The organism is Caldalkalibacillus mannanilyticus JCM 10596 (assembly GCF_000615945.1).
In the GTDB taxonomy this organism is placed as follows: Bacteria; Bacillota; Bacilli; order Caldalkalibacillales; family JCM-10596; genus Bacillus_AT; species Bacillus_AT mannanilyticus.
Window position 1 is genome coordinate 19,774 of record NZ_BAMO01000015.1, and the last position, 21,902, is coordinate 41,675.

Below are 21,902 nucleotides of genomic sequence, written 5' to 3' on the forward strand. Positions count from 1 at the left end.
CAACAAAAAAATTCATCAATAAAGTAGACTTCCATCAGATGGAGTTTTTACTCCACCTGATGGTTAGAACATGATAAAAACCGACCTTGATAAAATGAATTTTTCATCAAAAGGTCGGTTTTTTTTATTTATCTCGTTCCTTGTATTTATACTTTTTTTGCTTTTATCTATGACTATTTCTCTCTAATCGCTTCTTTCTCTTCACTTACTTCTTCCATTAGCGGGATAAACATGCCAAACCCGAATAACAGCATGGAGGATACCATAAAGCTCATTCCAATGGACAGCATATACTCCATTCTGAGACCGCTTTCAAACAAGCCCAGCATCGAAATAACAAAACCTATCATTAACCCGATTGTCGTAATCGTTTTTATTAGCAGCAATGGTTTCACACGCTTTGCGTCCATTCTTATCATCCCCTTTGCTATTATCATATACTCCCGTTCACATTATTGTCAAATATTTTTCACAGAATCTCCTTATGTCACTATTTCCTATTTTTCCAACAAAAAAACAGCCTCTTATTATTGAGGCTGCTCTATTCTACTCTTCATTCTTTACATTTTGCTTAATGTATCTGTTAAAGGAGGAACAATTTGTTTTTTACGAGATACTACCCCTTTAAGTACAGCCTTGTTATCAACAAGGGTTACGTTAAAAGCCTGCTCTACCGCTTTTGATTGATTACCTAAAGCTAAACCGACTGAATCATTATTTAATATATCTGTTACAACTAATAAGAATAAGTCTAAATTCTTCTCAGCGATACGTTGAGTTAATGCGTTCTCTAATTCCTGTTGACGAGAAATAACATCGTTCGTATCCACAGCATTGACCTGAGCAATCTCTACTTTATAGCTTCCCATTGGAAACTCTTTAGAGTCTAAAGAAATTAATTCTTCGATAGATTTATCGCTTAGATCTGCCCCAGCCTTTAACATCTCTAATCCATAGCTATTCGCATCAACCCCTGCGATTTCTGCAAGTTCCTTAGCAGCCGCTACATCTTGTGCTGTACATGTTGGTGATTTAAAAAGGAGGGTATCGGAAATAATCGCGGATAACATTAAGCCCGCCATCTCCTTTGATACCTTAACCCCATTCTCTTTATATAATTTATTTAAAATAGTTGTCGTACAACCCACAGGCTCTGCACGATAATATAAAGGATCACTTGTTTCAAAATTAGCAATTCGGTGGTGATCGATAACTTCTACTACTCGCACCTTATCGATATCTTCCACACTTTGTTGACGCTCATTGTGGTCTACCAGAATGACACTGTTCACTTCATTAGCTACTGTTTCAACCAATCGAGGTAGTGCTACCTTAAAATAATCTAACACAAATTGGGTTTCACCATTGATCTGTCCTAAACGAACAGGCTCAGCCTCTAAACCAAGCTGTTTTTTTAATTCTGCATAGACAATCGCGGAACAAATGGTATCAGTATCTGGATTTTTATGACCGAAAACAAGAACTTTTTCCATTATTTACTTCTCCTATCCATCTTAATATTTTGACGTTGCTACCGTTTTTGGTATATTCTTTACCCAAACCATATTTTATCATATTTTTGTTGATCTTTAAATTGTTAGAAGGGATGAATTTTTTTGAATGCTATTGTATATGACTTAGAACTAGTAAAGCGTTATAAAAAAGGACAGCTAAGTGAAATTGTAGAGATTGGGGCATGTAAAATAGATCTGAAAAGTCAAAAAATCACGGATCAATTTCAAGTCTATATCTCCCCCAAAAGTGGCTATATTGGTAAAAGCACTAGAAAATTTATCAACATGAAAAAAGAAGACACAAAAAAAATCATTCCCTTTGCCAAGGCTATGAAACAATTTATCGAGTGGATTGGGGCAGATTACTTTCTCTGCTCATGGGGTAAGGATGATAAAATCCATCTCATTGACCAATGTACTCGTAATAAAATCAAGCTTGACTGGTTCATGAATTATAATGACATTCAACATTCTATCGGGAAAATCATAGACAAAAATAATCGGAATCAATTAGGGTTAAAAACAGCTTTAGCTCTAACAGGAATCAACCCCATTGGAAAAGCACATAGAGGTATAGACGATGCCATCAACACAGGAGAGTTACTCCTGAAATTCATTGATCAATTGGAGCTTCAATATAACCAGCTTTCAGAAAAAGAAAAATCTCACTTTACTCAAAAACAAAAGAGGTCAAGGTCCCATTCTAGAAACCCTAACCTCTTGTCAAAATCAAACAAAAAAGTGAAAATATCAAAGGATTGATCTTTACTTAGATTCAGAAATTTTGATTACATTTTCTTCCTTAAGTTTTCTAAATCCTTGCTTTACTATTTGAATATGTTGTCCTTCAGATAAATTAGTGAAGACAATAGGAGTCATGATCGAAGGGGCATTCTTTTTCACGTATTCAAGATCTACGTTCAACAATGGCTGCCCTTTTTTCACTTCATCACCTTGGCTGACTAGAGCTTCGAATCCTTCTCCTTTTAGCTTTACAGTATCAATACCTACATGAATCAGGATCTCAAAGCCATTTTTCGATTCAATACCTATCGCATGCTTTGTCGGAAATAAATTGACAATCTTACCGTCTACTGGGGAAACAACTTTTCCGTCTTTTGGAAGAATAGCAAATCCATCCCCCATCATTTTTTCCGAAAAGATTTGGTCTGGCACTTCACTTATTGGAAGAAGTTCTCCCTCAATCGGCATCACGAAGGATTCTTGACCTTTTAGCTTGTTTTCTAAAGCATCTGGAACCACATCTTCTATCTGCTCTCTCACTTCTTGCTCCGGTGAAACTGGATGTGCAGCTGGACTCTTTCCATCCATGATGTCTTTCATTTGTCCTTTTAACGTATCTGATTTAGGTCCAAAAATAGCTTGAATATTATTTCCAACCTCAAGGACTCCTGCCGCTCCAAGCTTCTTCAGGCGTTCTTTGTCTACCTTTTTACTATCATTGACTGAAACTCTTAAGCGAGTGATACATGCATCTAAATAAGAGATGTTCTCTTTTCCGCCCATAGCCGCTAGAACTTCAAAAGCTAAATTTCCTGCTTGTGGCTTGGCATTCCCCTCTTCTTCCGTCACTTTCTCTCGACCTGGGGTCATTAGGTTCCATTTCGTTATGGCAAAACGGAAGCCAAAGTAATAAATGACAGCGAAAACTAGACCAACCGGGATCACTAACCACCAATCTGTTCGATTTGGCAGCACTCCAAATAATAAGAAGTCAATAACCCCTCCGGAGAAGGTCATTCCAATTTTAACGTTTAAAATATCCATGATCATAAAGGATAATCCAGCGAAAATAGTATGAATCACGAAGAGAGCAGGAGCAACGAATAAGAAAGAGAATTCGATTGGCTCAGTAATTCCTGTTAAAAAGGAAGTTAATGCTGCAGAGCCCATAATTCCTGCAACTAATTTCTTCTGATCACGTCTGGCACAATGATAAATGGCTAAAGCAGCAGCTGGTAAACCAAACATCATAAATGGGAATTTACCTGTCATGAAAGTACCCGCTGTTAATTCTACTCCATCCTTAACCTGTTCGAAGAACATACGTTGATCTCCACGTACAATCTCTCCAGCAGCATTGGTATACGAACCAAATTCAAACCAGAACGGTGCGTAGAAAATATGATGTAAACCAAAAGGAATCAATGCTCTTTCAATAACACCAAAAATAAAGGCAGCCGTTGTACGATTCGCATCAATCATACTGTGCGAGAACACATTTAATCCATGCTGAATTGGCGGCCAAATGAAAATCATAACAATACCAAGACCTAATGCGCTTACAGCGGTGATAATGGGTACAAAGCGCTTCCCTGCAAAAAAACCTAAGTAAGAAGGAAGCTCAATGGTATAAAACCGATTATACATGTAAGCGGCAAGTATCCCTATGATAATCCCGCCGAATACCCCCGTCTGCAAAGTGGGTATCCCTAAGATACTGGCGTAGGCTGGGTCATTGGCTAGATCCTCTACCCTAACTCCCAGTAAAACTCCCATGGTTACATTCATTACCAAGAACCCGATGATAGCCGCAAGTCCCGCTACACCGTCACCTTTTGCCAATCCTACAGCAACCCCTACCGCAAATAACAAGGCAAGATTAGCAAAGACAATCCCGCCAGATTGCTCCATCACTTGAGCCACAAGTTGAAGCCAACCCGCTTCTAGCGCAGCAATTCTAGATACTAGGTTAGGATTTTGCATCGCATTTCCAATCGCCAGCAATAATCCGGCAGCTGGTAGAATAGCTACAGGTAGCATTAATGCTTTTCCTACTTTTTGTAACACTCCAAAAGCTTGTTTAAACATTATTTTTTCCTCCTTCATCAATTGTAGTATGCAGCAAGCAAAATAAAAAGGCATGAGAAGTCTATGACTGAATGATGCACAAAAAAAACGAAAATCATGCATTATTCAATCACTTTCCCCTCATGCCTGATCGAATCAGTAACACGAAAAAAATGATTCTTGATTATTTTATTTTTTTAGTAAGCCTTTGCAAATGCATCGTCAGATAACATGCTTCTGCGTGGCAAACAGGCTTCTTTAACGTTTGCTGCATTATTTTAATAAGCTTCCAAGAAAGATTATAGCATAGAGGATATTCTTCTCGCAAGACCTCAGTTAACATGTGTGGCTCTTCCACTTCCTCCCCTGCAATAACCCGTTCTATGGCATGTTGAAGATGCCGTATCAGTCGAAGATAATGAATACTATCTGGATCAATCACAATGAAAAGGGTTTGCTCGATAAGATCAATGAGCTTACTAATCAATTGAGAATGTAGATTGACCTCTGAAATTCTTTTGCTCGTAATGGCACTATGAATATGCAAAGCGATAAATCCTACCTCCCCTTCAGGTAGTGATACAGCAAGCTTCTGATTCAAGATTTCCGTAACCTCTTTGGCGATTCGATATTCTAGTGGATATAACGCTTTCGTTTCTACAATGAATGGATTTTTGATATCTAACCCTTGCTCCATGCGCCGCAGAGCAAAAGCAATATGATCTGTAAGAGCTAAATGAATATGTTCATTCAAGCGAGTAGGTATCTTGCTTTGAATATAGAAGATCAGATCATTCATCGTTTCTATAAAGCCTTCATCAATATGATCAAGAAGCTTTTTATAATTAGATTGTTCATGCTCATCCTTAAGAATAAATAATTTTTCAATAATAGCTGATTCAATCTGATCATTTTTCTTTTTCTCAAATCCTATTCCTTTACCAATAAGAACAACTTCCTGATACGTTGGATGATGAGCAATAATAACATTGTTGTTTAGGGCTTTAACCACCGTATACGTTTCCATTACTTTTCTACTCCTTGATTAGACTCTTTGATCTCCAAGCCCACAGGACAATGATCACTTCCCATTACGTCAGTGAATATCAAGGATTCCTGTAAAGAACCGACGAGTCTTTCAGAAACAATAAAATAATCGATTCTCCAGCCGATATTTCTTTCTCTTACCTTAGCCATATAGGACCACCATGTATATGCTCCTTCTTGTTCAGGATAAAAATAACGGTAGGAATCTACAAATCCTGATTCAAGCCATTCTGTCATCTTGCCTCGCTCTTCCTCTGTAAACCCAGAATTTTTTCGATTTGATTTTGGGTTTTTCAAATCAATCTCCTGATGCGCTACATTCAGATCTCCACAAATAATAACCGGCTTTATTTGATCAAGCTCTATGAGATAGGAACGAAAGAGATCCTCCCATGTCAGTCTATACTCAAGTCTTGCTAAATCTCTCTGGGCATTAGGTGTATATACAGTGACAAGGAAGAAATCATTGAACTCAAGGGTAATCACCCTTCCTTCCCTGTCGTACTCTTCGCTCCCTATTCCATATCTGACTGAGAGAGGTTCACGTTTAGTAAAAACCGCTGTACCTGAATACCCTTTTTTCACTGCGTAATTCCAATATTGAAAATACCCGTCTGTTTCTAATTCAATTTGACCTTCTTGTAACTTCGTTTCTTGAACACAAAAAATATCTGCGTCAATTTCACGAAAAAAGTCTGAAAATCCTTTGGTTACACAAGCTCTTAGACCGTTCACATTCCAAGAAATTAGTTTCATAAGATTTTGTTCTCCTTGCTTCAATGGAATCTGCTAGCTCATATTTTTCAACATTGATGTTCATGATTCCTGTTCCATGGTGTGAATTGTGCTGATGATTTTCCTTCTCAGGTAGTGAAGTGGAAGAAAGAAACCCAGCAAGGATCAAAACAATAATTGCGAGTATCAACTCGATTCTTAGACCCCAAAATAACCGAACAATTGTCGAGTTTCTTTCCGGTGTTTCTCCTTCGACGATATCCATGGATATTAACTTCGGAAGCCATACATACTTGTGAAAAACAGCAATGAGTAATATAGGACTAAATATGACCATTTTCCACAATAATGTCAAGCCATAATTTGACTCAAACAGATGATTCCAAGATTCTAAGTAGACCACTCCCAGAATCATTCCCGAAAAAAGGATAAACACAATAGAACATATCGCTATTTGAGAAAATAATTGCAGTTTTTCAACAATAAATTTGAGAACACTCTTCTTTTTCGGCACTTGAAAGGAATACATAATAAATCCAATTAATCCTCCAAACCAGATGGAAATCACGGAAAGGTGAATCGTATGCGAGATCAGCAAATGATGGTGTACAGCGTGACTACTCCATGCAAAAGTATACAGTAAGGCAATAAAAAGAAAGGATTTTAGAAACCATTTATGTTTTCTATAAAATGTCTGAAGATAAAGCACGAGTAACAGTAAGGGCTGTACCCAACTCACGATCCCTATATTCATTGAAGTGATCATGATCCAACCCGCATTCCAAAACGCTTCTGATCCTACTACCGTCAACTGCATTAGTCTGGATAAGATCTGTCCAATCCCTGTAAGAAGGAAAATGAAGAAGCCAACAGCATACATGTTTCGTTCTACTTCTCTCGAAAAAAAATAATGATAGTTCTCGTCAGATTCTTTCATATCACTCAGAATCAATAACTTGAAGAAATAAGAGCCACAAATACTAATTAAGACAAGTAACTCAATCGTTCTAAGATAGGTTCCATAAGCATCTATTTTTCCAGGAAAAACAACATAACTTATTAAAAAAAGCAAAAAAATACTACCATAGAAAATGGGCTTTTTCATTCTTCACCTCCAATGGAAAAACCGCAAACTAAGTGCGGCTCCTCCAATACATACTTCCTATTTACCCTTCTGTTACTGAGGCTTCTTTACCTGCAACTCGTACTTTTTCATCGTATGAAACCCTCTTGCTGTCACATGGTACATCACATAATAAGTCCCTTCTTCTTCAAACGAATAGTGAATGGAATACAGACCCGCCTCTTTCATAGGGGCCTCGATCATATCATGATCCGTGGTATACTCCTCCATGCTTTTATGATGGTTCTCTTGGTGTTCATCCTGTTCAATGATCTCCTCTTTTTCATGCCATATCTCAAAGGTAACCTCTTCAGCATCTACGACTGGTTCACCATCCTGCGTCACTGTAACAAATACTTCTACTGAGTCATTCACATAAATATCCTCTTTTGGATTCGTCCCGAAATCAACCATGATAATCGAGCCTTGATGAGGCGGTTCCAGCTTTTTCTCATTCTGGCACGCAACAAGCAGAATCAGGCACAAAGTAGAGATGAAAAGGAGGAAAATTCTTTTTTTCATTTTATTCGTATCTCCTTATCTCATTATTCTTTAACTAATTGTCGAATATCTTTCATAATTGCTTCTTTGTTCATTTGCTCATGGCGAGTGGTCATCTTATGGTAGGCACGAATTTGATGCTTTCCGTCCAAGATATACATGGTTGTTGCATGCATCGCTGAACCATCTTCACCCACAAAGTAACTATAGCCCAAATCATCGGACAGGGCTTTTATTTGCTCCTCACTTCCTCTCAGGAATTTCCATCCCTCTAAATCAGCATCAAAATAGGTACTATACTCCTTTAAGCTCTGAATATCATCTCGCTCTGGATCAAACGTGATGGCAACAAGCTCTACTTCTTTCCCGAAGAGCCCATCTTCTTTTAACTCTTTTTGTAGATCCGAGAAATCTGACATCGTCATCGGACACACTCCATCAGGGCAGTTAAGAAGAAGGAAACTGACTAGTTTGATCTTACCGTTATCCGATTGATAAGTTTCTCCTGTTGCTTCTTCTAACTCAAACGATTGGATTTGGCGGGATACAGGTAAGGGTTCAGATGAGGTTGCAAATACCAAGAAGAAAAACGTGACGATGGCAACGACAACAAGAACAAGTCCCAAAACTAAAACCATACCTATATTCTTTCTCTGGTTATTTATCCCTTGATTATCTATCGAACTCATACTGATCGACTCACTTTCTAAACAAAGATAGTTATATTGTATAAAAACTTGAGAGCTTATACATGACTCAGTAGGGCTATTTCAGTGACAAAGTTGTGACATATATTACATAGTTCCCCTTGTATAAAATAGGACAGACGGTAAAAAATAAAGTAGATTTCCATCAGATGGAGTTTTTACTCCTATTTTAACAAAAGGAGCTGATCCAATGTACAAAATCTTACCTATGCTTATATCCATTTGCCTCCTCTATGGAGCTCCATTCTCCTCCCCATCTACACTACTTACGCTAACCACCGCTGAAAAAACAAACGTTGCTCAGCCTGATTATCAGAAATGGGGGAACATGGCTGTTTTATTGACCAAGCAAGCTTACCCAGACAGTGAAGTAACAGATTATGAATATTTAGGTAGAAAAGAGCCCACGGCAACAGTAGTTGAGGATTCCTTTGAATTAAAGTTAAAAGAGAATGGCAAAGAAAAAGAGATCATTGTCTACGTAACATCTAGAAAAGATACGGAAGAATTGATCTCTGTCCGCTATGAAGAAAAAGGAAGTAATCGTTAAAAGCTTTTAAGCAAAAAAAAAGCAGGATCGCTGTATAGGTTGCTACCACAAGATGACAACCATAATCATCGACTCTGCTTTTTATATTTCCCTTCACTTTCGAAACATTCCCATTACTTCTACTGTTTCAGTAATATTAACAAACGCACAAGGATCTATTTTTTGAATCATTTCTTTGATCTCAGATAATTCATAACGAGTAATCACCGTAAATAAGATCTTTCTTTGTTCCTTCGAATAGGCTCCTTCACCATCGACAACCGTAATTCCTCGATAGACATTAGAAAGTAATTCATCTTTAATCTCTTCACCCTTAGCACTAATAATCATTAACGTGAGCTTAATATGTTTTGTATGGATCGCATCAATGACTCTTCCAGTAACGAAGATAGAAACCAAGGTATATAGAGCCAAGTCCCAATCAAATAAGAAGCCTGAGATGAAGATGACAATTCCGTTTAAGGCAAAGATCACGGCACCTAATGGAAAATCACGCTTCTGAGTCATAATTAAGCCGATAATGTCCATTCCACCAGTAGAACCACCATGACGAATGATGATTCCAATCGCGAGTCCACCTATCACCCCGCCAAACACTGCCGCAATGATGGGATCTGTCGTCACAGCCTGTACAGGAAAAAACTGCATGGCAAAGGATGTCACAAAAACAGAAACCACACTTAACGCAATAAATCGCTTCCCCAATGTAAGCATACCAAAAATAAAAATTGGAACATTCAGGGCAAAAATGACCCAGCCTGTGTTTAGGTCTGTTAAAAGACCAATAATCATACCAATACCCGTTACTCCTCCAATTAACACTTGATGGGGAAGTAAAAACATATTTAAGGCAAAAGCCACTAACACAGATGCTCCTATAGTAACAAGTAACTGCCGTACCATGTGTCACACTCCTAGATCGTAAAAATATTGCTTCTCCATCATACTATATCCTCTTTTCATTTCATATTATTTTTTTCAACAAAATCATGCCCTTAAGTATTTATTGAATCAACCGATGATGATAATATATTATTTAAGATTAATGAGTGCTAAATACGCAAACCATACATTCAACCATCTTGCAAATTAATTCTAGGAGTGAACAAATTGAAATGAACATGAACATCCAAGTAAGCAAAAATGAAAGTCCAAAAGCCAAGCCAGACCAAGCTACACTTAGTTTTGGCAAACATTTTACGGATCATATGTTTTTAATGAACTATTCCATAGATAAAGGATGGTATGACCCTAGAATCGTTCCTTATTCTCCCTGACTCTAGATCCAGCAGCTATGGTCTTTCATTACGGGCAAGCTATTTTCGAAGGACTAAAAGCCTATCTTTCACCAGAGAAGAAGGTACTTCTGTTTCGCCCGCAAAAGAATGCTGAAAGATTTAACCTTTCCAGCGAAAGAATGAGCATTCCCCCTATTGATGAAACATTCTTTGTTCATGCTGTACAAAAATTGGTTGAAACAGATAAGGAATGGATCCCTAGCCAAGATGGAAGTTCATTATATATACGACCTTTCGTCATTGCAACTGAGCCTTGCCTAGGTGTGCGCCCTGCTCATGAATATGTATTTGCGATCATCCTTTCCCCAGTAGGAGCTTATTATGAGGAAGGAATGAACCCCATCAGTATATTAGTAGAAAATGAATACGTTCGCTCCGTTCGCGGAGGAACCGGGTTAGCTAAAACGGCTGGAAATTACGCTGCTAGTCTAAAGGCACAAATCCAAGCAAGCGAACAATCCTGTTCACAGGTGATGTGGCTAGATGCTATTGAAAGAAAATACATTGAAGAAGTTGGAAGCATGAATGTCTTTTTCAAAATAAATGGCGAAGTGGTTACTCCTCAGTTAAATGGAAGCATATTAGAAGGGATTACTAGAGCTTCGACAATTCAGCTACTCAAGCATTGGAACGTTCCCGTGATTGAAAGAAAAATATCAATAGATGAAATCTTCGAGGCTTCGAAAGATGGACGCCTTGAAGAATCCTTCGGAACCGGTACTGCGGCGGTGATCTCTCCTGTCGGTGCCCTGCACTATCGCGGAGAACAAATCGTCATTAACCAAGGAGCCGTTGGACCTTTATCTCAAAAAATTTATGATACCATCACCGGCATTCAATATGGTAAAATCGCAGATGATTTTAACTGGACTGTATCTTGTTAATTTCCATACCCTGTAGAAAAATAGCCATAAAGCAAAGGATGAAACCTACTCAATTTATTGATAGGTACTCATCCTTTTTTTTATTAACAAATCTGACACTTTACAAACACTTGTTTATATTATAAACTTTTGTTTAGAAAGGAGGTCTATTCCTTGGATATTGAACAACTGATTTTACATCATATCAAAATGAATCCCTATATCTCACAACAAGATCTAGCATCGAAGGTAGGACTCTCTCGTTCGGCAGTTGCAAACTATATCTCTTCTTTAACCCGACGAGGCGAGATCAAAGGCAGAGCCTATGTGTTAAAAGAAGAATCCTCCATTATTTGTATTGGCGGAGCAAATATTGACCGGAAGGCGAAAACAACACAAAAGGCTCGACTTTATTCCTCCAACCCTGTTACCACTAGCGAATCTTGCGGTGGAGTCGCTCGGAATGTTGCAGAGAACCTTAGTCGTTTAGGATGTCACCCTTCCTTAATGACGGCTGTTGGAGAGGATAAAGAAGGAAGGTGGCTCATCGAACAAACTAAAACTCTTGGTATTGACGTCAGTAAGGTATGGCTTATGCCAACGGAAAGGACAGGTACATACACTGCCCTGATTGATGTAGATGGAGAAATGCTTGTATCGATGGCGGAAATGAACATCTATGAAAAAATAACAACACAATTTTTCGAGGATCATTGGGCTAGTATAAAAGCAGCAGAAGCTATTTTTCTCGATACCAACATCCCTCAAGAGTGTCTTAGCCTTCTTATTATGCGTTCTAAAGAGCAGAACATACGCCTCTTCATTGACCCTGTATCTTCTGCCAAAGCGAGTAAGCTTCCAGCTGACTTAGCTGGAGTTGAACTGATTCTTCCCAACCGAGAGGAAGCAGAACTACTAGCAGGAACTAAAATCGATTCTGTAGAGGATTGTGCGTTAGCTAGCCAAAAGATTCATGAGCGTGGAGTGAAGAACGTGATCATTACCTTAGGTGAACAAGGCATCTACTATTCCTCTACTGATGAAACGGGTCATCTTCTGCCCTATCAAGCAGATGTAGTCGATGTAACGGGCGCTGGTGATGCCTTCGCAGCAACGGTCATCTATGGCTTGGTCCAGCAAGAAACTCTTTCTACTTCATGTCGGTTGGGGCTAGCTGCCGCCCGCCTCACCCTTCAATCAGCAGAATCCGTTTCACCATTATTACAACCAACAAAACTATATGAAATTGTAAAGGAGTTTTCATCATGAAAGAATACTTATCATTTACGGAAGAGGTTCAACATGCACGAGAAAATAATTTACCTATCGTGGCATTAGAAACCACTATTATTTCACATGGAATGCCTTACCCACAAAATATTGAAATGGCAAAAACAGTTGAGAAAATCATTCGTGATAACGGAGCTGTTCCAGCGACCCTAGGGATTATGAATGGTCAAATCAAAATAGGATTAAATGACAGTGAGCTTGAAGAGTTTGCCACCAATCAATCCGTGGAAAAAGTAAGTCGCCGTGACTTCCCCTATATTCTTTCAACAGGAAAAATTGGAGCCACTACCGTTGCAGGGACCATGATTGCCGCAGAGCTTGCTGGAATTGAAGTCTTTGCTACTGGCGGTATTGGAGGTGTTCATCGTGAGGGAGAAATCACTTGGGATGTTTCAGCCGATCTAACAGAATTAGCTCAAAGCAACGTAGCAGTTGTATGTGCAGGAGCTAAATCCATTCTTGATCTAGGAAGAACGCTTGAATATTTAGAAACGCATGGGGTTCCTGTTGTAGGTTATCAATGTGACACCTTCCCCTCCTTCTACTCTCGCGAAAGTGATTTTTCTGTAGATTATCGGATCGATACTGCTCAAGAAATTGCTAAAGTTATGGATACCAAGTGGAAGCTAGAGTTAAAGGGTGGTTTAGTTATCGCGAACCCTGTTCCCGAGGAGCATGCCCTTCCTTTCACTGAAATGGAGTCCATCATTCTCAAAGTCCTGAAAGAAGCTCAAGAGAATGGAATTACAGGAAAGAAAGTGACTCCATTTCTCCTAGCCAAAATTAAAGAAATGACTCAAGGAAAAAGCTTAGAAACAAATATTGCTCTAGTTAATCATAACGCGAAGGTAGCCGCGCAAATTGCTGTTGCTTTAAAGCAAGTTCGCAAATAAGGGTACCTGTAAAATAGAATAGAAAAACAAAAACGACTCTGTTCAAGAGCCGTTCTTGTTTGATCGTGGGAAGAGGAAACTCTTCCCTTTTTATTTTTACCCCTCAATAACTTGCTTTCTTGTACTTGTAGTATTAGTTAATTAGCTGTTATCTTCCCAGCATGAATATCTTCAAAATAATGACAGGCTACCTGATGATCTTGGGTCATATAACTCGCTGATCTAAGCTCAGGAACCTCTTCCTTACACTTATCCGTGGCAAAAGGACATCTTGTATGAAATCTGCATCCACTTGGTGGATCGATCGGCGAAGGGACATCTCCTTTTAAGATCATACGCTCCTTCTTCTTTTCCGGATTAGGAATCGGAATGGCAGATAGAAGTGCCTTTGTATAAGGATGCTGCGGGTTATCAAAAAGAGATTTCTTATCTGCGATCTCTACAATTCTTCCTAAATACATGACAATAATTCGATCCGAAATATGACGAACAACTCCCAAATCATGAGAAATAAATAAATAAGTGAGCTGAAAATCACGTTGTAATTGCTTCAACAAATTCAACACTTGCGCCTGAATCGAAACGTCTAAGGCAGATACCGCTTCATCACAAATGATCAGCTTAGGATTGAGCGATAAGGCACGTGCAATTCCAATCCGCTGTCTTTGCCCTCCACTAAATTCATGAGGATATCGATCTGCTTGATAAGGTTTAAGCCCTACTGTTTCTAGAAGCTCGATAGCTCTTTCTCGACGTTCAGACTTGGGAACAATGTTTTGAATCTCCATTGCCTCCACCAGCACCTGAACAACCGTCTGACGAGGATTGATAGAAGCATATGGATCTTGGAATATGATCTGTAAATCCTTACGTTTTTTTCTCATTTCACGCTTATTTAGAGCAAGTAAATCCTTGCCGTCAAAAATAATTTCACCAGATGTAGGTTCATCTAAACGCAGAATCGCTCGACCTGTTGTTGACTTACCACATCCAGATTCTCCTACAATACTTACTGTTTCCCCTTCATTCACATGGAAGGAAATATCGTCAACTGCCTTGACATGATTCACAGTACGCCCTAAAAATCCGCCCTTAATCGGGAAATATTGCTTTAGTCCTTTAACCTTCAATAGTTCTTTCTTCACTTTGAAGATTCACCTCCCCTTGATCTTTCCATTCATCCGTATAAATCCAGCATCTGATTTGACTCTGTTCATCAACTTTTGTTAACTCAGGAAGACGATCTATACAGATATCCCTAGCATGCGGACAACGGGGAGCAAATCGACAACCTTTTGGCATTTCTGTTGGGCTTGGCACTGATCCCTTAATCGCTTCAAGCTCATCTTGGTCAATGTCATGTCGCGGTAAAGAATTCAACAAGCCGACCGTATAAGGATGTTTGGGATTAGAGAATAACGTCTGCACATCTGAATATTCTACTACACTCCCGCAATACATAACAGCAACGTAATCACAAGTTTCCGCCACAACACCTAAATCATGAGTAATCATAATGACAGACATGTCTAATTTTTGTTGAAGCTCTTTGATCAGCTCTAGGATTTGCGCTTGAATCGTCACGTCTAGAGCGGTAGTTGGTTCATCAGCGATCAGCAGGTCAGGATTACAAGCAAGTGCCATTGCAATCATCACACGTTGCCTCATTCCCCCAGATAGCTCAAAAGGATATTGATGAACTCTTTTTTCTGGAGATGGAATTCCAACAAGCTTAAGCATCTCTACTGACTTGGCCATAGAATCTCTTTTATTTAAATTTTGATGAACTTGAACAGCTTCAGCAATTTGTTCTCCTACAGTGTAGACAGGATTTAGAGAGGTCATCGGCTCTTGGAAAATCATCGAAATTTGATTCCCACGTATTTTGCGCATTTCCTTCTCTTTCTTTGTCACCAAATCTTGACCATTAAATAAAATTTGACCGCCAACGATTTTACCGGGCTTTTGGATCAAGCGTAAGATCGAAAGGGACATGATACTTTTCCCTGACCCAGACTCCCCTACCACGCCTAGAGTCTGCCCCTTCGGCACGTGTAACGTTACTCCATCTACAGCTTTTACTTCCCCATCTTCAGTGAAAAAGGAGGTCTGTAGGTTTTTTATTTCAAGAATAGATTCTCTATTTTTCAATGAACTGCACCTCTTCTCTGTTTAAACTTCGATTAGTTAAGATCAATTCGCTTATTGAGATAACGATAGGATATATCCACAGCTAAGTTAACAAGAACGAATAATAAGGACAAAATCAATACCGTTCCTTGAACGATTGGAAAATCCCTTGCTCTAATGGATTCGATAATAAGGCGACCCATTCCATTAATAGCGAAAACGGATTCCGTAATGACCGTACCTCCAAGAAGCGCACCGAACTCAAGACCAACTACAGTTACAACCGGAATAAGCGCATTTTTTAATGCATGACGATAAATAACGACACGTTCACTAACTCCCTTAGCACGGGCAGTACGAATATAATCTTGTGTAATGACCTCTAGCATACTGGCACGAGTCATCCTAGCAATAATGGCGGCTCCAGCCGTTCCTAACGTGATCACAGGGAGAATCGTTTGCTGCCAAGTTCCCCAGCCCGATGGCGGGACTAATGATAAGTCAATAGCAAAGTATTTTATTAGCATCAATCCTAACCAGAAGTTAGGCATGGATAAACCAAACAACGCGATAATCATAAGAGTAACATCGGAAACTGTATAATGACGTACTGCCGAAACAATTCCAGCGATCAGTCCTAAAAAGACACTTAAAATCGTACTATAGATGGCAAGTTCCACCGTAATCCAAAACCTGTGTTTAATCTCATCTAATACAGGGCGGCTGCTTCGAATCGATTGACCTAAGTCACCCTTTAAAATATTGCCCATATACGTGAAATATTGAATGTGTAAAGGGTCATTTAAACCAAGCTTTTCTCGTAATTGCTCTACTTGTTTTGGTGGAGCACTTTCTCCCGCAATAATCTGTGCTGGATCACCTGGAATCAGGTGCATTAGGGAGAATACCAAGATCGTTACTCCTATAACAACAGGTATAGTTTGAATCAATCTGCGAATAATATATTTAAGCAATATCTTGCACCTCGTTTTCTATTTTTTCATTTTTGGATCTAACGCATCCCTTAATCCATCACCGAAGATATTAAATGCCAATACAACTATAACAATAGCTAAGCCTGGGTATAATGCTACATGCGGATGATCAAACATATAGCTGCGCCCATCACTTAGCATAGCTCCCCATTCTGGTGTTGGAGGCTGTGCTCCTAGACCTAAAAATGAAAGAGCACTTGCTGTAAGAATCGCGGTAGCAATTCTTAACGTGGCTTGTACTATAATAGGGGATAAAATATTGGGAAGAATATGCTTAAATATAATACGCATATCACTGGAACCCAATGCGCGAACAGCATCGATATACTCAAGCTTTCGAGCTGCTAAGGTTGAGCCTCGGACAATCCGAGCAAAAGCAGGAACGGAGAATATTCCAACAGCAATAACCACATTCGTTAAGCTTCCACCGAGAACGCTTACAAGGGCTAAGGCAAGCAAAATTCCTGGAAAAGCTAAGAGAATATCCATCAGACGCATAATAAGGGAATCAACTCTACCTCCATAATACCCTGAGAAAATACCAAGTGGAATTCCAACTATTGCTCCAACCATAACGGAAAGAAAGCCTACCCAGAGAGTAATGGACATCCCGTGGACAATACGAGTAAAGACATCGCGACCATTATGATCAGTCCCGAACCAATGTTCAGCTGAAGGAGATAACAATTTTATCGAATAGTTCACCTTCGTCGGATCATGTTGTGTTAGCAGTGGTCCAAAAATCGCGATGAGGATGAATGATAAGATAAGATATCCTCCAATGAGTGCTGCTTTATTCCTGCTCAATTTCTTATAAAAAGCTCTCCATCCTGAACTTCGCTTATGAGTTGAGCGAGAATCCTTTTCTGCTAGTGCGTTTACATCTTGATTACTCATTGCATGCATCCTTTCAGTTCAAAATTAATTTTTTCGATTTAACAAATATTTTGAAATATTTCTATTTCAATTTTAAATCTAATAATAGTATAATAAATTGTGTTGTATTTTTATAGACTAAATTTTCTACCAGCTAATAAAAAGCTACATAAAACTTTAGTATTACTATAAAATACAGCATAAAGAATAAATTTTTATACTTAGAAGGGGGATTTTACAAATGGTAAAAACTAAAAAATCCATGTGGTTCATTAGCTTCGTGTTGCTTCTTTCATTGCTTCTAGCAGCATGTGGCGGAGCTAATCAAGGAACTGAGCCAACACCAGAACAAGATGGCGCAGACACAGGAGACGTTACAGAAGAGGCAGTTGGTGGAGATCTTATTATCGCTTGGTTATCAGATGCGGTTTCTTTAGACCCTCATAGCTCAAACGACATTCCTTCCAGTAATGTAGCTTACAATATTTATGAAGGACTTGTTGTTCTTGATGAAAATAGTGAACTTCAACCTAGGTTGGCTACAGAATGGACTCAAGTTGATGACACTACTTGGGAGTTTAAGCTTCGTGAAGGAGTTAAGTTCCACGATGGCTCTGATTTCACAGCAGAAGTGGTTAAGGCTAACATCGATCGTATTTTAGATCCAGAAGTTGCTTCACAGCGTGCCTTCCTTTTCGCAATGATTAATGAAGTTGTTGTGGTAGATGACTATACTGTTCAATTCAAAACAGAGTATCCATTCGCTCCACTGCCCGCTCACTTAGCACATAATGGTGGTGGCATGATCAGCTTGGAATCCATTAAAGCGGACTACGAAAAAATGGCTGCAGGCGAAAATGTTGGAACTGCGATTGCTCAAACTCCAGTTGGAACCGGTTTCTTTAAATTCGATAGCTGGACTCCTGGTGAGCAAGTTAAATTAGTTCGTAACGAAGAGTATTGGGGAGAAAAAGCAAAACTAGATAGCGTTACATTCAAAGTAGTTAACGAAAGCTTAACTCGTATCTCTGAGCTTGAAACTGGCTATGCTCATATTGCAGATCCTGTTCAGCCTAGCGATATCAACCGTGTAGATAATTTTGCTGATGCTTCAGTAAACCGTCAAACAAGTACCAGCTTATCTTATATTGGATTCAACGCGCAAAAAGCGCCGTTCGATAACGTAAAAGTTCGTCAAGCTATTTCAATGGCTTTAAACAAAGATGATATCATTAACGGAATTTATGAAGGGACTGGAATCCCAGCCGTTGGTCCTGTTGCTCCTGGAGTATTCGGTCATGATGAGTCTGTAACTCCAATTCCTTACGATGTAGATAAGGCAAAAGAATTATTAGCAGAAGCTGGTCATCCAAATGGTTTCTCTACAACAATTTGGACTAATGACAACCCGCAACGTATTCAAATCGCTGAATATGCTCAATCTAAGCTTTCTGAAATTGGTATTGACGTAAAGGTAGAAGTTCTTGAGTGGGGTGCGTATTTAGAGAACACAGCTAACGGAAACCATGATATGTTTATCCTTGGATGGTCTACTCCAACAGCTGATGCCGATTATGCAATGTATGCTTTATTCCATTCCAGCAACTTCGGAGCAGCTGGTAACCGTACGTTCTTAAAGGATGCTGAGTTAGATGAGCTATTAGATAAGGGTCGTCAAGAAGCAGATCAAGATGCTCGTAAACAATACTACAGACAAGCGCAAGAAAAGCTTGTTGAGCTTGCTCCAATGCTGTACATCCACCATCAAGAATACCTAAATGGTGTACGCAGCGAAGTAAAAGGCTTTAGAGTTAACAGTGGTGGTATCTTCCAGCTTCAAAACGTATCACTAACTAAATAATGGTTCAAAATTAAAGCGGATCTAGATTCTATCCTAGATTCGCTTTTATTTAGTTATCACTGTCCATTTAAGTCCAAATAAAAAAAGAGCCTTCACAGACCCTTATTTTGCACTTTTATATAATTCAAAAATACTTAATCGTGGAGATACCATTAATTTTTCATAGGTGAATTCCGTTCCCAAACTAGACAAATCCACACTATTTAAAGCTTCCTCTACTTCTTCCGTCATTTCATCCTCTAGATACACATCTTTACATGTAGGACAATCAATAGCAGGGACTTCTTTCACTACAATGTTAAATGCACCACCAGGCTCTATCCAGATACAATCCTTTACCGTTTCCTGTGCCCCTTCTTGATCACACCAAATACAGATCACTACGATCCCTCCTATTGTTCAGTATCGTCTGCTTATGTCTTTCTTTTTCATTTATTATAGCATAGAGAGCTATGAAGTGATGCAACTATAAGTATTTTATATTGTTAGGATTAAAAATCGGTATTTCCCTTCCAGCTTACAAATCGCTAAAGTGAACAGTAAGAATCCTCGGAAAGGAAATAAAAGAATCATGCTCTACCATCCAACACAAATAAAAAATAAAACGGCTCATTGGAAGCAGCAGCAAATCCTACACTTTTTTCTAGGTCTGATGATCACTTTACTTTTAGCGGGGATCGCTCAAGCCCTTGCCCTTCTCCCCTATATCAAAGTCATGGGAGCGATGGTAATCGCTATTTTCTTAGGAATAGCGTGGAAAGCCCTAGTGCCATTACCATTAGTGCTGAACCCTGGAATCTCTTTCTCCAGCAAACAGCTTCTTCGCTTAGGAATCGTGCTTCTCGGTATTCGTTTTGACTATTCTAAGCTGGTTCATGTCAAACTGGAGCTCTGGCTCCTAGTTATGTTCAACGTGCTTGCTACCATTTTAATTGTCTATTTCATTTCCAGATGGTTGAAGATTGAAAACAAGCTTTCCATTCTAATTGCCTGCGGAACAGCGATCTGTGGAGCAGCAGCTATTCTTGCTATCGCCTCTCAAATTAGGGCGAAACAAAATGAGATCCTCACCGGAACAGTGACCGTCGCCGTAGTGGGAACCTTGTTTACCCTTCTTTACACTTTGGTCTATCCTTATACCTCATGGAGTCCTGCTATCTACGGAATATTTGCTGGTGCCACACTGCATGAAATGGCTAATGTCCTTGCAGCTGCTGCTCCTGCAGGTGAACATTCAGAAGATATAGCCGTTTTTGTCAAATTAACTAGAGTTGCCATGCTCGTCCCTATCTCTTTGATCGTAGGCGTTTTATTTGGGAGAATGGAGCGGAAGCAACAGAAGAAACCTTCTCCTATTACACTTGATGTCCCTTGGTATGTATTCGGCTTTATAGGGGTCAGCCTCCTGCACTCTATTGGAATTATTCCTACTGAGATTGAATCTATGATTGTTTTTCTCTCTTATTTATTCCTTGCTATGTCCATGGTCGCTCTAGGCTTAGGGATTGATCTGGTGACTCTTGTTAGAAACGGGCTACGAACGGTGATTGCGGTTCTAATAGGCTCCGTTTTTCTCGCCATCATGACCTTTCTATTCATCTGCTATCTGGGCTAAATGCTGCATAAATATTTCGAGTGCCTTCGATTCCACAGTCTCCTTCTTTTGAAGGATCATACACTGACGCTCTAATTTTTTATCTGCCCACTTTAGAGCGTGCAGTTCCCCATATGCTATTTCTTTCCGCACAATCCAATGAGATAATATGGCGATCCCTAAACCAGCAGCAACCGCCTCTTTCACACCTTGACTGCTACTAAAAACAAAAGAACGCTGCATCTCAATCTTATACTCCTGAAGAAAATGATCGCTATACGCTCTTGTACCAGAGCCTTGCTCACGAAGAACCCACACTTGATCCTGTAAATCCTGAATCGAAACACGTGTCTTGCTGGCTAAAGGATGCTGATTCGGTACAATCAAAATCATCTCGTCTGTCATAAAATCTCTACTAAGCACATCTTTGTGCTGCACCTCACCTTCCACCAAGCCTATATCTAGCTCATTGCTTTTCACTTTCTGCATAATTTCCTCCGTGTTCGCAATAGCTACCTCAATATCGACCATAGGATACAGGCTGGTGTATTCCGCAAGAAGCCTGGGAAGTAAGTATTCTCCTAATGTATAGCTTGCTCCTATCTTAATGGTTCCCTTTACTATGTTTTGAAGAAGATCAATCTCTTGCTTTGCTCCTTCGTAAATTTGCAGCATTCTTTTCGCTCCATCATAGAGAATCTCTCCAGCCTGAGTAAGCTTCACTTGCTTTGAGGTTCTGTGAATCAGCTTTGTCCTAAATTCCCTCTCTAGATTTTGAATGTGCAGGCTCACTCCGGCTGAGAAATATGTAGAAGCTGTGCCGCCTTGGAGAAGTTTTTTTGTTCCGCAACCGTAACAAATATCTTTAATGAATCCACAATCATAATGATCACCTTTCATTCGTTCCAAAATTAGATTCGTTATATTTTTTATCTCGTTCTAAGCGTCAGGTGAAGGAAAAACTCCATCTGATAGAACTCTTCTTTATAATAATTATAATTTAACTATTGACTGTTGGCAAAAACCAATATAAAATGTATTTATAACTAAATAATAATTATTATAAATAAGTAATTAATACAAACTCTACTTATTTGTTTACTGCCATAATGAG

20 protein-coding genes and 2 pseudogenes are annotated in these 21,902 nt (G+C 39.2%); 7 read left to right on the forward strand and 15 right to left on the reverse strand.

Annotated elements, in window-relative coordinates; translation table 11 throughout:
* Positions 1 to 173 precede the first annotated feature (173 nt).
* Positions 174 to 410 carry a hypothetical protein gene (locus tag JCM10596_RS10020; RefSeq protein WP_025027015.1) on the reverse strand — a complete coding sequence of 79 codons (237 nt, stop codon included), beginning with the start codon at positions 408 to 410 and terminating at the stop codon, positions 174 to 176.
* A gap of 150 nt (positions 411 to 560) precedes the next feature.
* Positions 561 to 1,493, reverse strand: coding sequence for a manganese-dependent inorganic pyrophosphatase (locus tag JCM10596_RS10025; protein ID WP_025027016.1), 933 nt, complete (start codon positions 1,491 to 1,493; stop codon positions 561 to 563).
* A gap of 123 nt (positions 1,494 to 1,616) precedes the next feature.
* Between JCM10596_RS10025 and JCM10596_RS10030 the strand changes: the two genes are divergently transcribed.
* The gene (locus tag JCM10596_RS10030; RefSeq protein WP_025027017.1) at positions 1,617 to 2,276 is read left to right on the forward strand and encodes a 3'-5' exonuclease; all 660 of its coding nucleotides are present in this window, start codon (positions 1,617 to 1,619) and stop codon (positions 2,274 to 2,276) included.
* Between the two features lie 3 nt (positions 2,277 to 2,279).
* Here the strand turns inward: JCM10596_RS10030 and ptsG are convergent, their stop codons facing one another.
* The 6 genes from ptsG to JCM10596_RS10060 form a co-directional block, all read right to left on the reverse strand.
* Entirely contained in the window at positions 2,280 to 4,346 is a 2,067-nt protein-coding gene (gene ptsG / locus JCM10596_RS10035; protein WP_025027018.1) for a glucose-specific PTS transporter subunit IIBC, read from the reverse strand.
* Between the two features lie 163 nt (positions 4,347 to 4,509).
* Positions 4,510 to 5,352, reverse strand: a complete 843-nt coding sequence (glcT, locus tag JCM10596_RS10040; RefSeq protein WP_025027019.1) for a glucose PTS transporter transcription antiterminator GlcT — start codon at positions 5,350 to 5,352, stop codon at positions 4,510 to 4,512.
* Positions 5,352 to 6,128 (reverse strand): exodeoxyribonuclease III, encoded by a 777-nt coding sequence (locus JCM10596_RS10045; protein WP_025027020.1) that lies wholly within the window; start codon positions 6,126 to 6,128, stop codon positions 5,352 to 5,354. Before JCM10596_RS10045 ends, glcT begins: the two co-directional genes overlap by 1 nt.
* Complete coding sequence (locus JCM10596_RS10050; RefSeq protein WP_025027021.1) at positions 6,055 to 7,212, reverse strand: CopD family protein; 1,158 nt, start codon at positions 7,210 to 7,212, stop codon at positions 6,055 to 6,057. Before JCM10596_RS10050 ends, JCM10596_RS10045 begins: the two co-directional genes overlap by 74 nt.
* Before the next feature lie 72 nt (positions 7,213 to 7,284).
* The gene (locus JCM10596_RS10055; RefSeq protein WP_025027022.1) at positions 7,285 to 7,752 is read right to left on the reverse strand and encodes a FixH family protein; all 468 of its coding nucleotides are present in this window, start codon (positions 7,750 to 7,752) and stop codon (positions 7,285 to 7,287) included.
* Between the two features lie 23 nt (positions 7,753 to 7,775).
* Positions 7,776 to 8,420, reverse strand: coding sequence for an SCO family protein (locus JCM10596_RS10060; protein ID WP_025027023.1), 645 nt, complete (start codon positions 8,418 to 8,420; stop codon positions 7,776 to 7,778).
* Positions 8,421 to 8,628: 208 nt separating this feature from the next.
* Here JCM10596_RS10060 and JCM10596_RS24855 point away from each other — a divergent pair, with 208 nt between their 5' ends.
* Positions 8,629 to 8,988 (forward strand): DUF3889 domain-containing protein, encoded by a 360-nt coding sequence (locus JCM10596_RS24855; RefSeq protein ID WP_025027024.1) that lies wholly within the window; start codon positions 8,629 to 8,631, stop codon positions 8,986 to 8,988.
* Between the two features lie 93 nt (positions 8,989 to 9,081).
* Here the strand turns inward: JCM10596_RS24855 and JCM10596_RS10070 are convergent, their stop codons facing one another.
* On the reverse strand, positions 9,082 to 9,891 hold the full coding sequence (locus tag JCM10596_RS10070) for a YitT family protein (RefSeq protein ID WP_025027025.1): 810 nt from the start codon (positions 9,889 to 9,891) through the stop codon (positions 9,082 to 9,084).
* 212 nt (positions 9,892 to 10,103) lie between these two features.
* Here JCM10596_RS10070 and JCM10596_RS24860 point away from each other — a divergent pair.
* The 3 genes and pseudogenes from JCM10596_RS24860 to JCM10596_RS10085 all read left to right on the forward strand — a co-directional run bounded on the left by JCM10596_RS24860 (position 10,104) and on the right by JCM10596_RS10085 (position 13,332).
* A pseudogene (locus JCM10596_RS24860) lies at positions 10,104 to 11,170 on the forward strand (branched-chain amino acid aminotransferase).
* A 153-nt stretch (positions 11,171 to 11,323) separates the two neighbouring features.
* Positions 11,324 to 12,418: a carbohydrate kinase gene (locus tag JCM10596_RS10080; protein WP_025027026.1), complete on the forward strand. Its 1,095-nt coding sequence runs from the start codon at positions 11,324 to 11,326 to the stop codon at positions 12,416 to 12,418.
* Positions 12,415 to 13,332, forward strand: coding sequence for a pseudouridine-5'-phosphate glycosidase (locus tag JCM10596_RS10085; protein WP_025027027.1), 918 nt, complete (start codon positions 12,415 to 12,417; stop codon positions 13,330 to 13,332). Before JCM10596_RS10080 ends, JCM10596_RS10085 begins: the two co-directional genes overlap by 4 nt.
* 137 nt (positions 13,333 to 13,469) lie before the next feature.
* Here JCM10596_RS10085 and JCM10596_RS10090 read toward each other — a convergent pair whose 3' ends face one another.
* From JCM10596_RS10090 to nikC, 4 genes are read right to left on the reverse strand one after another with little or no spacing between them, the layout of a single operon-like run.
* A complete protein-coding gene (locus tag JCM10596_RS10090; RefSeq protein WP_025027028.1) occupies positions 13,470 to 14,477 on the reverse strand; it encodes an ABC transporter ATP-binding protein in 1,008 nt (335 codons plus the stop codon).
* Positions 14,452 to 15,483 carry an ABC transporter ATP-binding protein gene (locus JCM10596_RS10095; protein ID WP_025027029.1) on the reverse strand — a complete coding sequence of 344 codons (1,032 nt, stop codon included), beginning with the start codon at positions 15,481 to 15,483 and terminating at the stop codon, positions 14,452 to 14,454. The genes JCM10596_RS10090 and JCM10596_RS10095 overlap by 26 nt, the downstream gene beginning before the upstream one ends.
* Positions 15,484 to 15,515: 32 nt before the next feature.
* Positions 15,516 to 16,436, reverse strand: coding sequence for an ABC transporter permease (locus JCM10596_RS10100; RefSeq protein WP_025027030.1), 921 nt, complete (start codon positions 16,434 to 16,436; stop codon positions 15,516 to 15,518).
* 18 nt (positions 16,437 to 16,454) lie between these two features.
* Positions 16,455 to 17,354, reverse strand: coding sequence for a nickel transporter permease (nikC, locus tag JCM10596_RS10105; protein WP_025027031.1), 900 nt, complete (start codon positions 17,352 to 17,354; stop codon positions 16,455 to 16,457).
* 220 nt (positions 17,355 to 17,574) lie between these two features.
* On the opposite strand from nikC, the gene JCM10596_RS10110 reads away from it, so the two are divergent.
* On the forward strand, positions 17,575 to 19,194 hold the full coding sequence (locus tag JCM10596_RS10110; RefSeq protein ID WP_025027032.1) for a glutathione ABC transporter substrate-binding protein: 1,620 nt from the start codon (positions 17,575 to 17,577) through the stop codon (positions 19,192 to 19,194).
* A 102-nt stretch (positions 19,195 to 19,296) separates the two neighbouring features.
* Here JCM10596_RS10110 and JCM10596_RS10115 read toward each other — a convergent pair whose 3' ends face one another.
* On the reverse strand, positions 19,297 to 19,575 hold the full coding sequence (locus tag JCM10596_RS10115; RefSeq protein ID WP_025027033.1) for a YokU family protein: 279 nt from the start codon (positions 19,573 to 19,575) through the stop codon (positions 19,297 to 19,299).
* A 190-nt stretch (positions 19,576 to 19,765) separates the two neighbouring features.
* Between JCM10596_RS10115 and JCM10596_RS10120 the strand changes: the two genes are divergently transcribed.
* Positions 19,766 to 20,809, forward strand: a complete 1,044-nt coding sequence (locus JCM10596_RS10120; protein WP_025027034.1) for a YeiH family protein — start codon at positions 19,766 to 19,768, stop codon at positions 20,807 to 20,809.
* Here the strand turns inward: JCM10596_RS10120 and JCM10596_RS24865 are convergent.
* Positions 20,786 to 21,672, reverse strand: a pseudogene (locus JCM10596_RS24865) (LysR family transcriptional regulator). The gene JCM10596_RS10120 and the pseudogene JCM10596_RS24865 sit on opposite strands and share 24 nt — an antisense overlap.
* Positions 21,673 to 21,902 lie beyond the last annotated feature (230 nt).

Bases quoted from the DNA above. Each gene is read 5' to 3' on its own strand.
- JCM10596_RS10020 (WP_025027015.1), bottom strand. From the start codon at position 410: ATGGACGCAAAGCGTGTGAAACCATTGCTGCTAATAAAAACGATTACG.
- JCM10596_RS10025 (WP_025027016.1), bottom strand. From the start codon at position 1,493: ATGGAAAAAGTTCTTGTTTTCGGTCATAAAAATCCAGATACTGATACC.
- ptsG (WP_025027018.1), bottom strand. From the start codon at position 4,346: ATGTTTAAACAAGCTTTTGGAGTGTTACAAAAAGTAGGAAAAGCATTA.
- glcT (WP_025027019.1), bottom strand. From the start codon at position 5,352: ATGGAAACGTATACGGTGGTTAAAGCCCTAAACAACAATGTTATTATT.
- JCM10596_RS10045 (WP_025027020.1), bottom strand. From the start codon at position 6,128: ATGAAACTAATTTCTTGGAATGTGAACGGTCTAAGAGCTTGTGTAACC.
- JCM10596_RS10050 (WP_025027021.1), bottom strand. From the start codon at position 7,212: ATGAAAAAGCCCATTTTCTATGGTAGTATTTTTTTGCTTTTTTTAATA.
- JCM10596_RS10055 (WP_025027022.1), bottom strand. From the start codon at position 7,752: ATGAAAAAAAGAATTTTCCTCCTTTTCATCTCTACTTTGTGCCTGATT.
- JCM10596_RS10060 (WP_025027023.1), bottom strand. From the start codon at position 8,420: ATGAGTTCGATAGATAATCAAGGGATAAATAACCAGAGAAAGAATATA.
- JCM10596_RS24855 (WP_025027024.1), top strand. From the start codon at position 8,629: ATGTACAAAATCTTACCTATGCTTATATCCATTTGCCTCCTCTATGGA.
- JCM10596_RS10070 (WP_025027025.1), bottom strand. From the start codon at position 9,891: ATGGTACGGCAGTTACTTGTTACTATAGGAGCATCTGTGTTAGTGGCT.
- JCM10596_RS10085 (WP_025027027.1), top strand. From the start codon at position 12,415: ATGAAAGAATACTTATCATTTACGGAAGAGGTTCAACATGCACGAGAA.
- nikC (WP_025027031.1), bottom strand. From the start codon at position 17,354: ATGAGTAATCAAGATGTAAACGCACTAGCAGAAAAGGATTCTCGCTCA.
- JCM10596_RS10110 (WP_025027032.1), top strand. From the start codon at position 17,575: ATGGTAAAAACTAAAAAATCCATGTGGTTCATTAGCTTCGTGTTGCTT.
- JCM10596_RS10120 (WP_025027034.1), top strand. From the start codon at position 19,766: ATGCTCTACCATCCAACACAAATAAAAAATAAAACGGCTCATTGGAAG.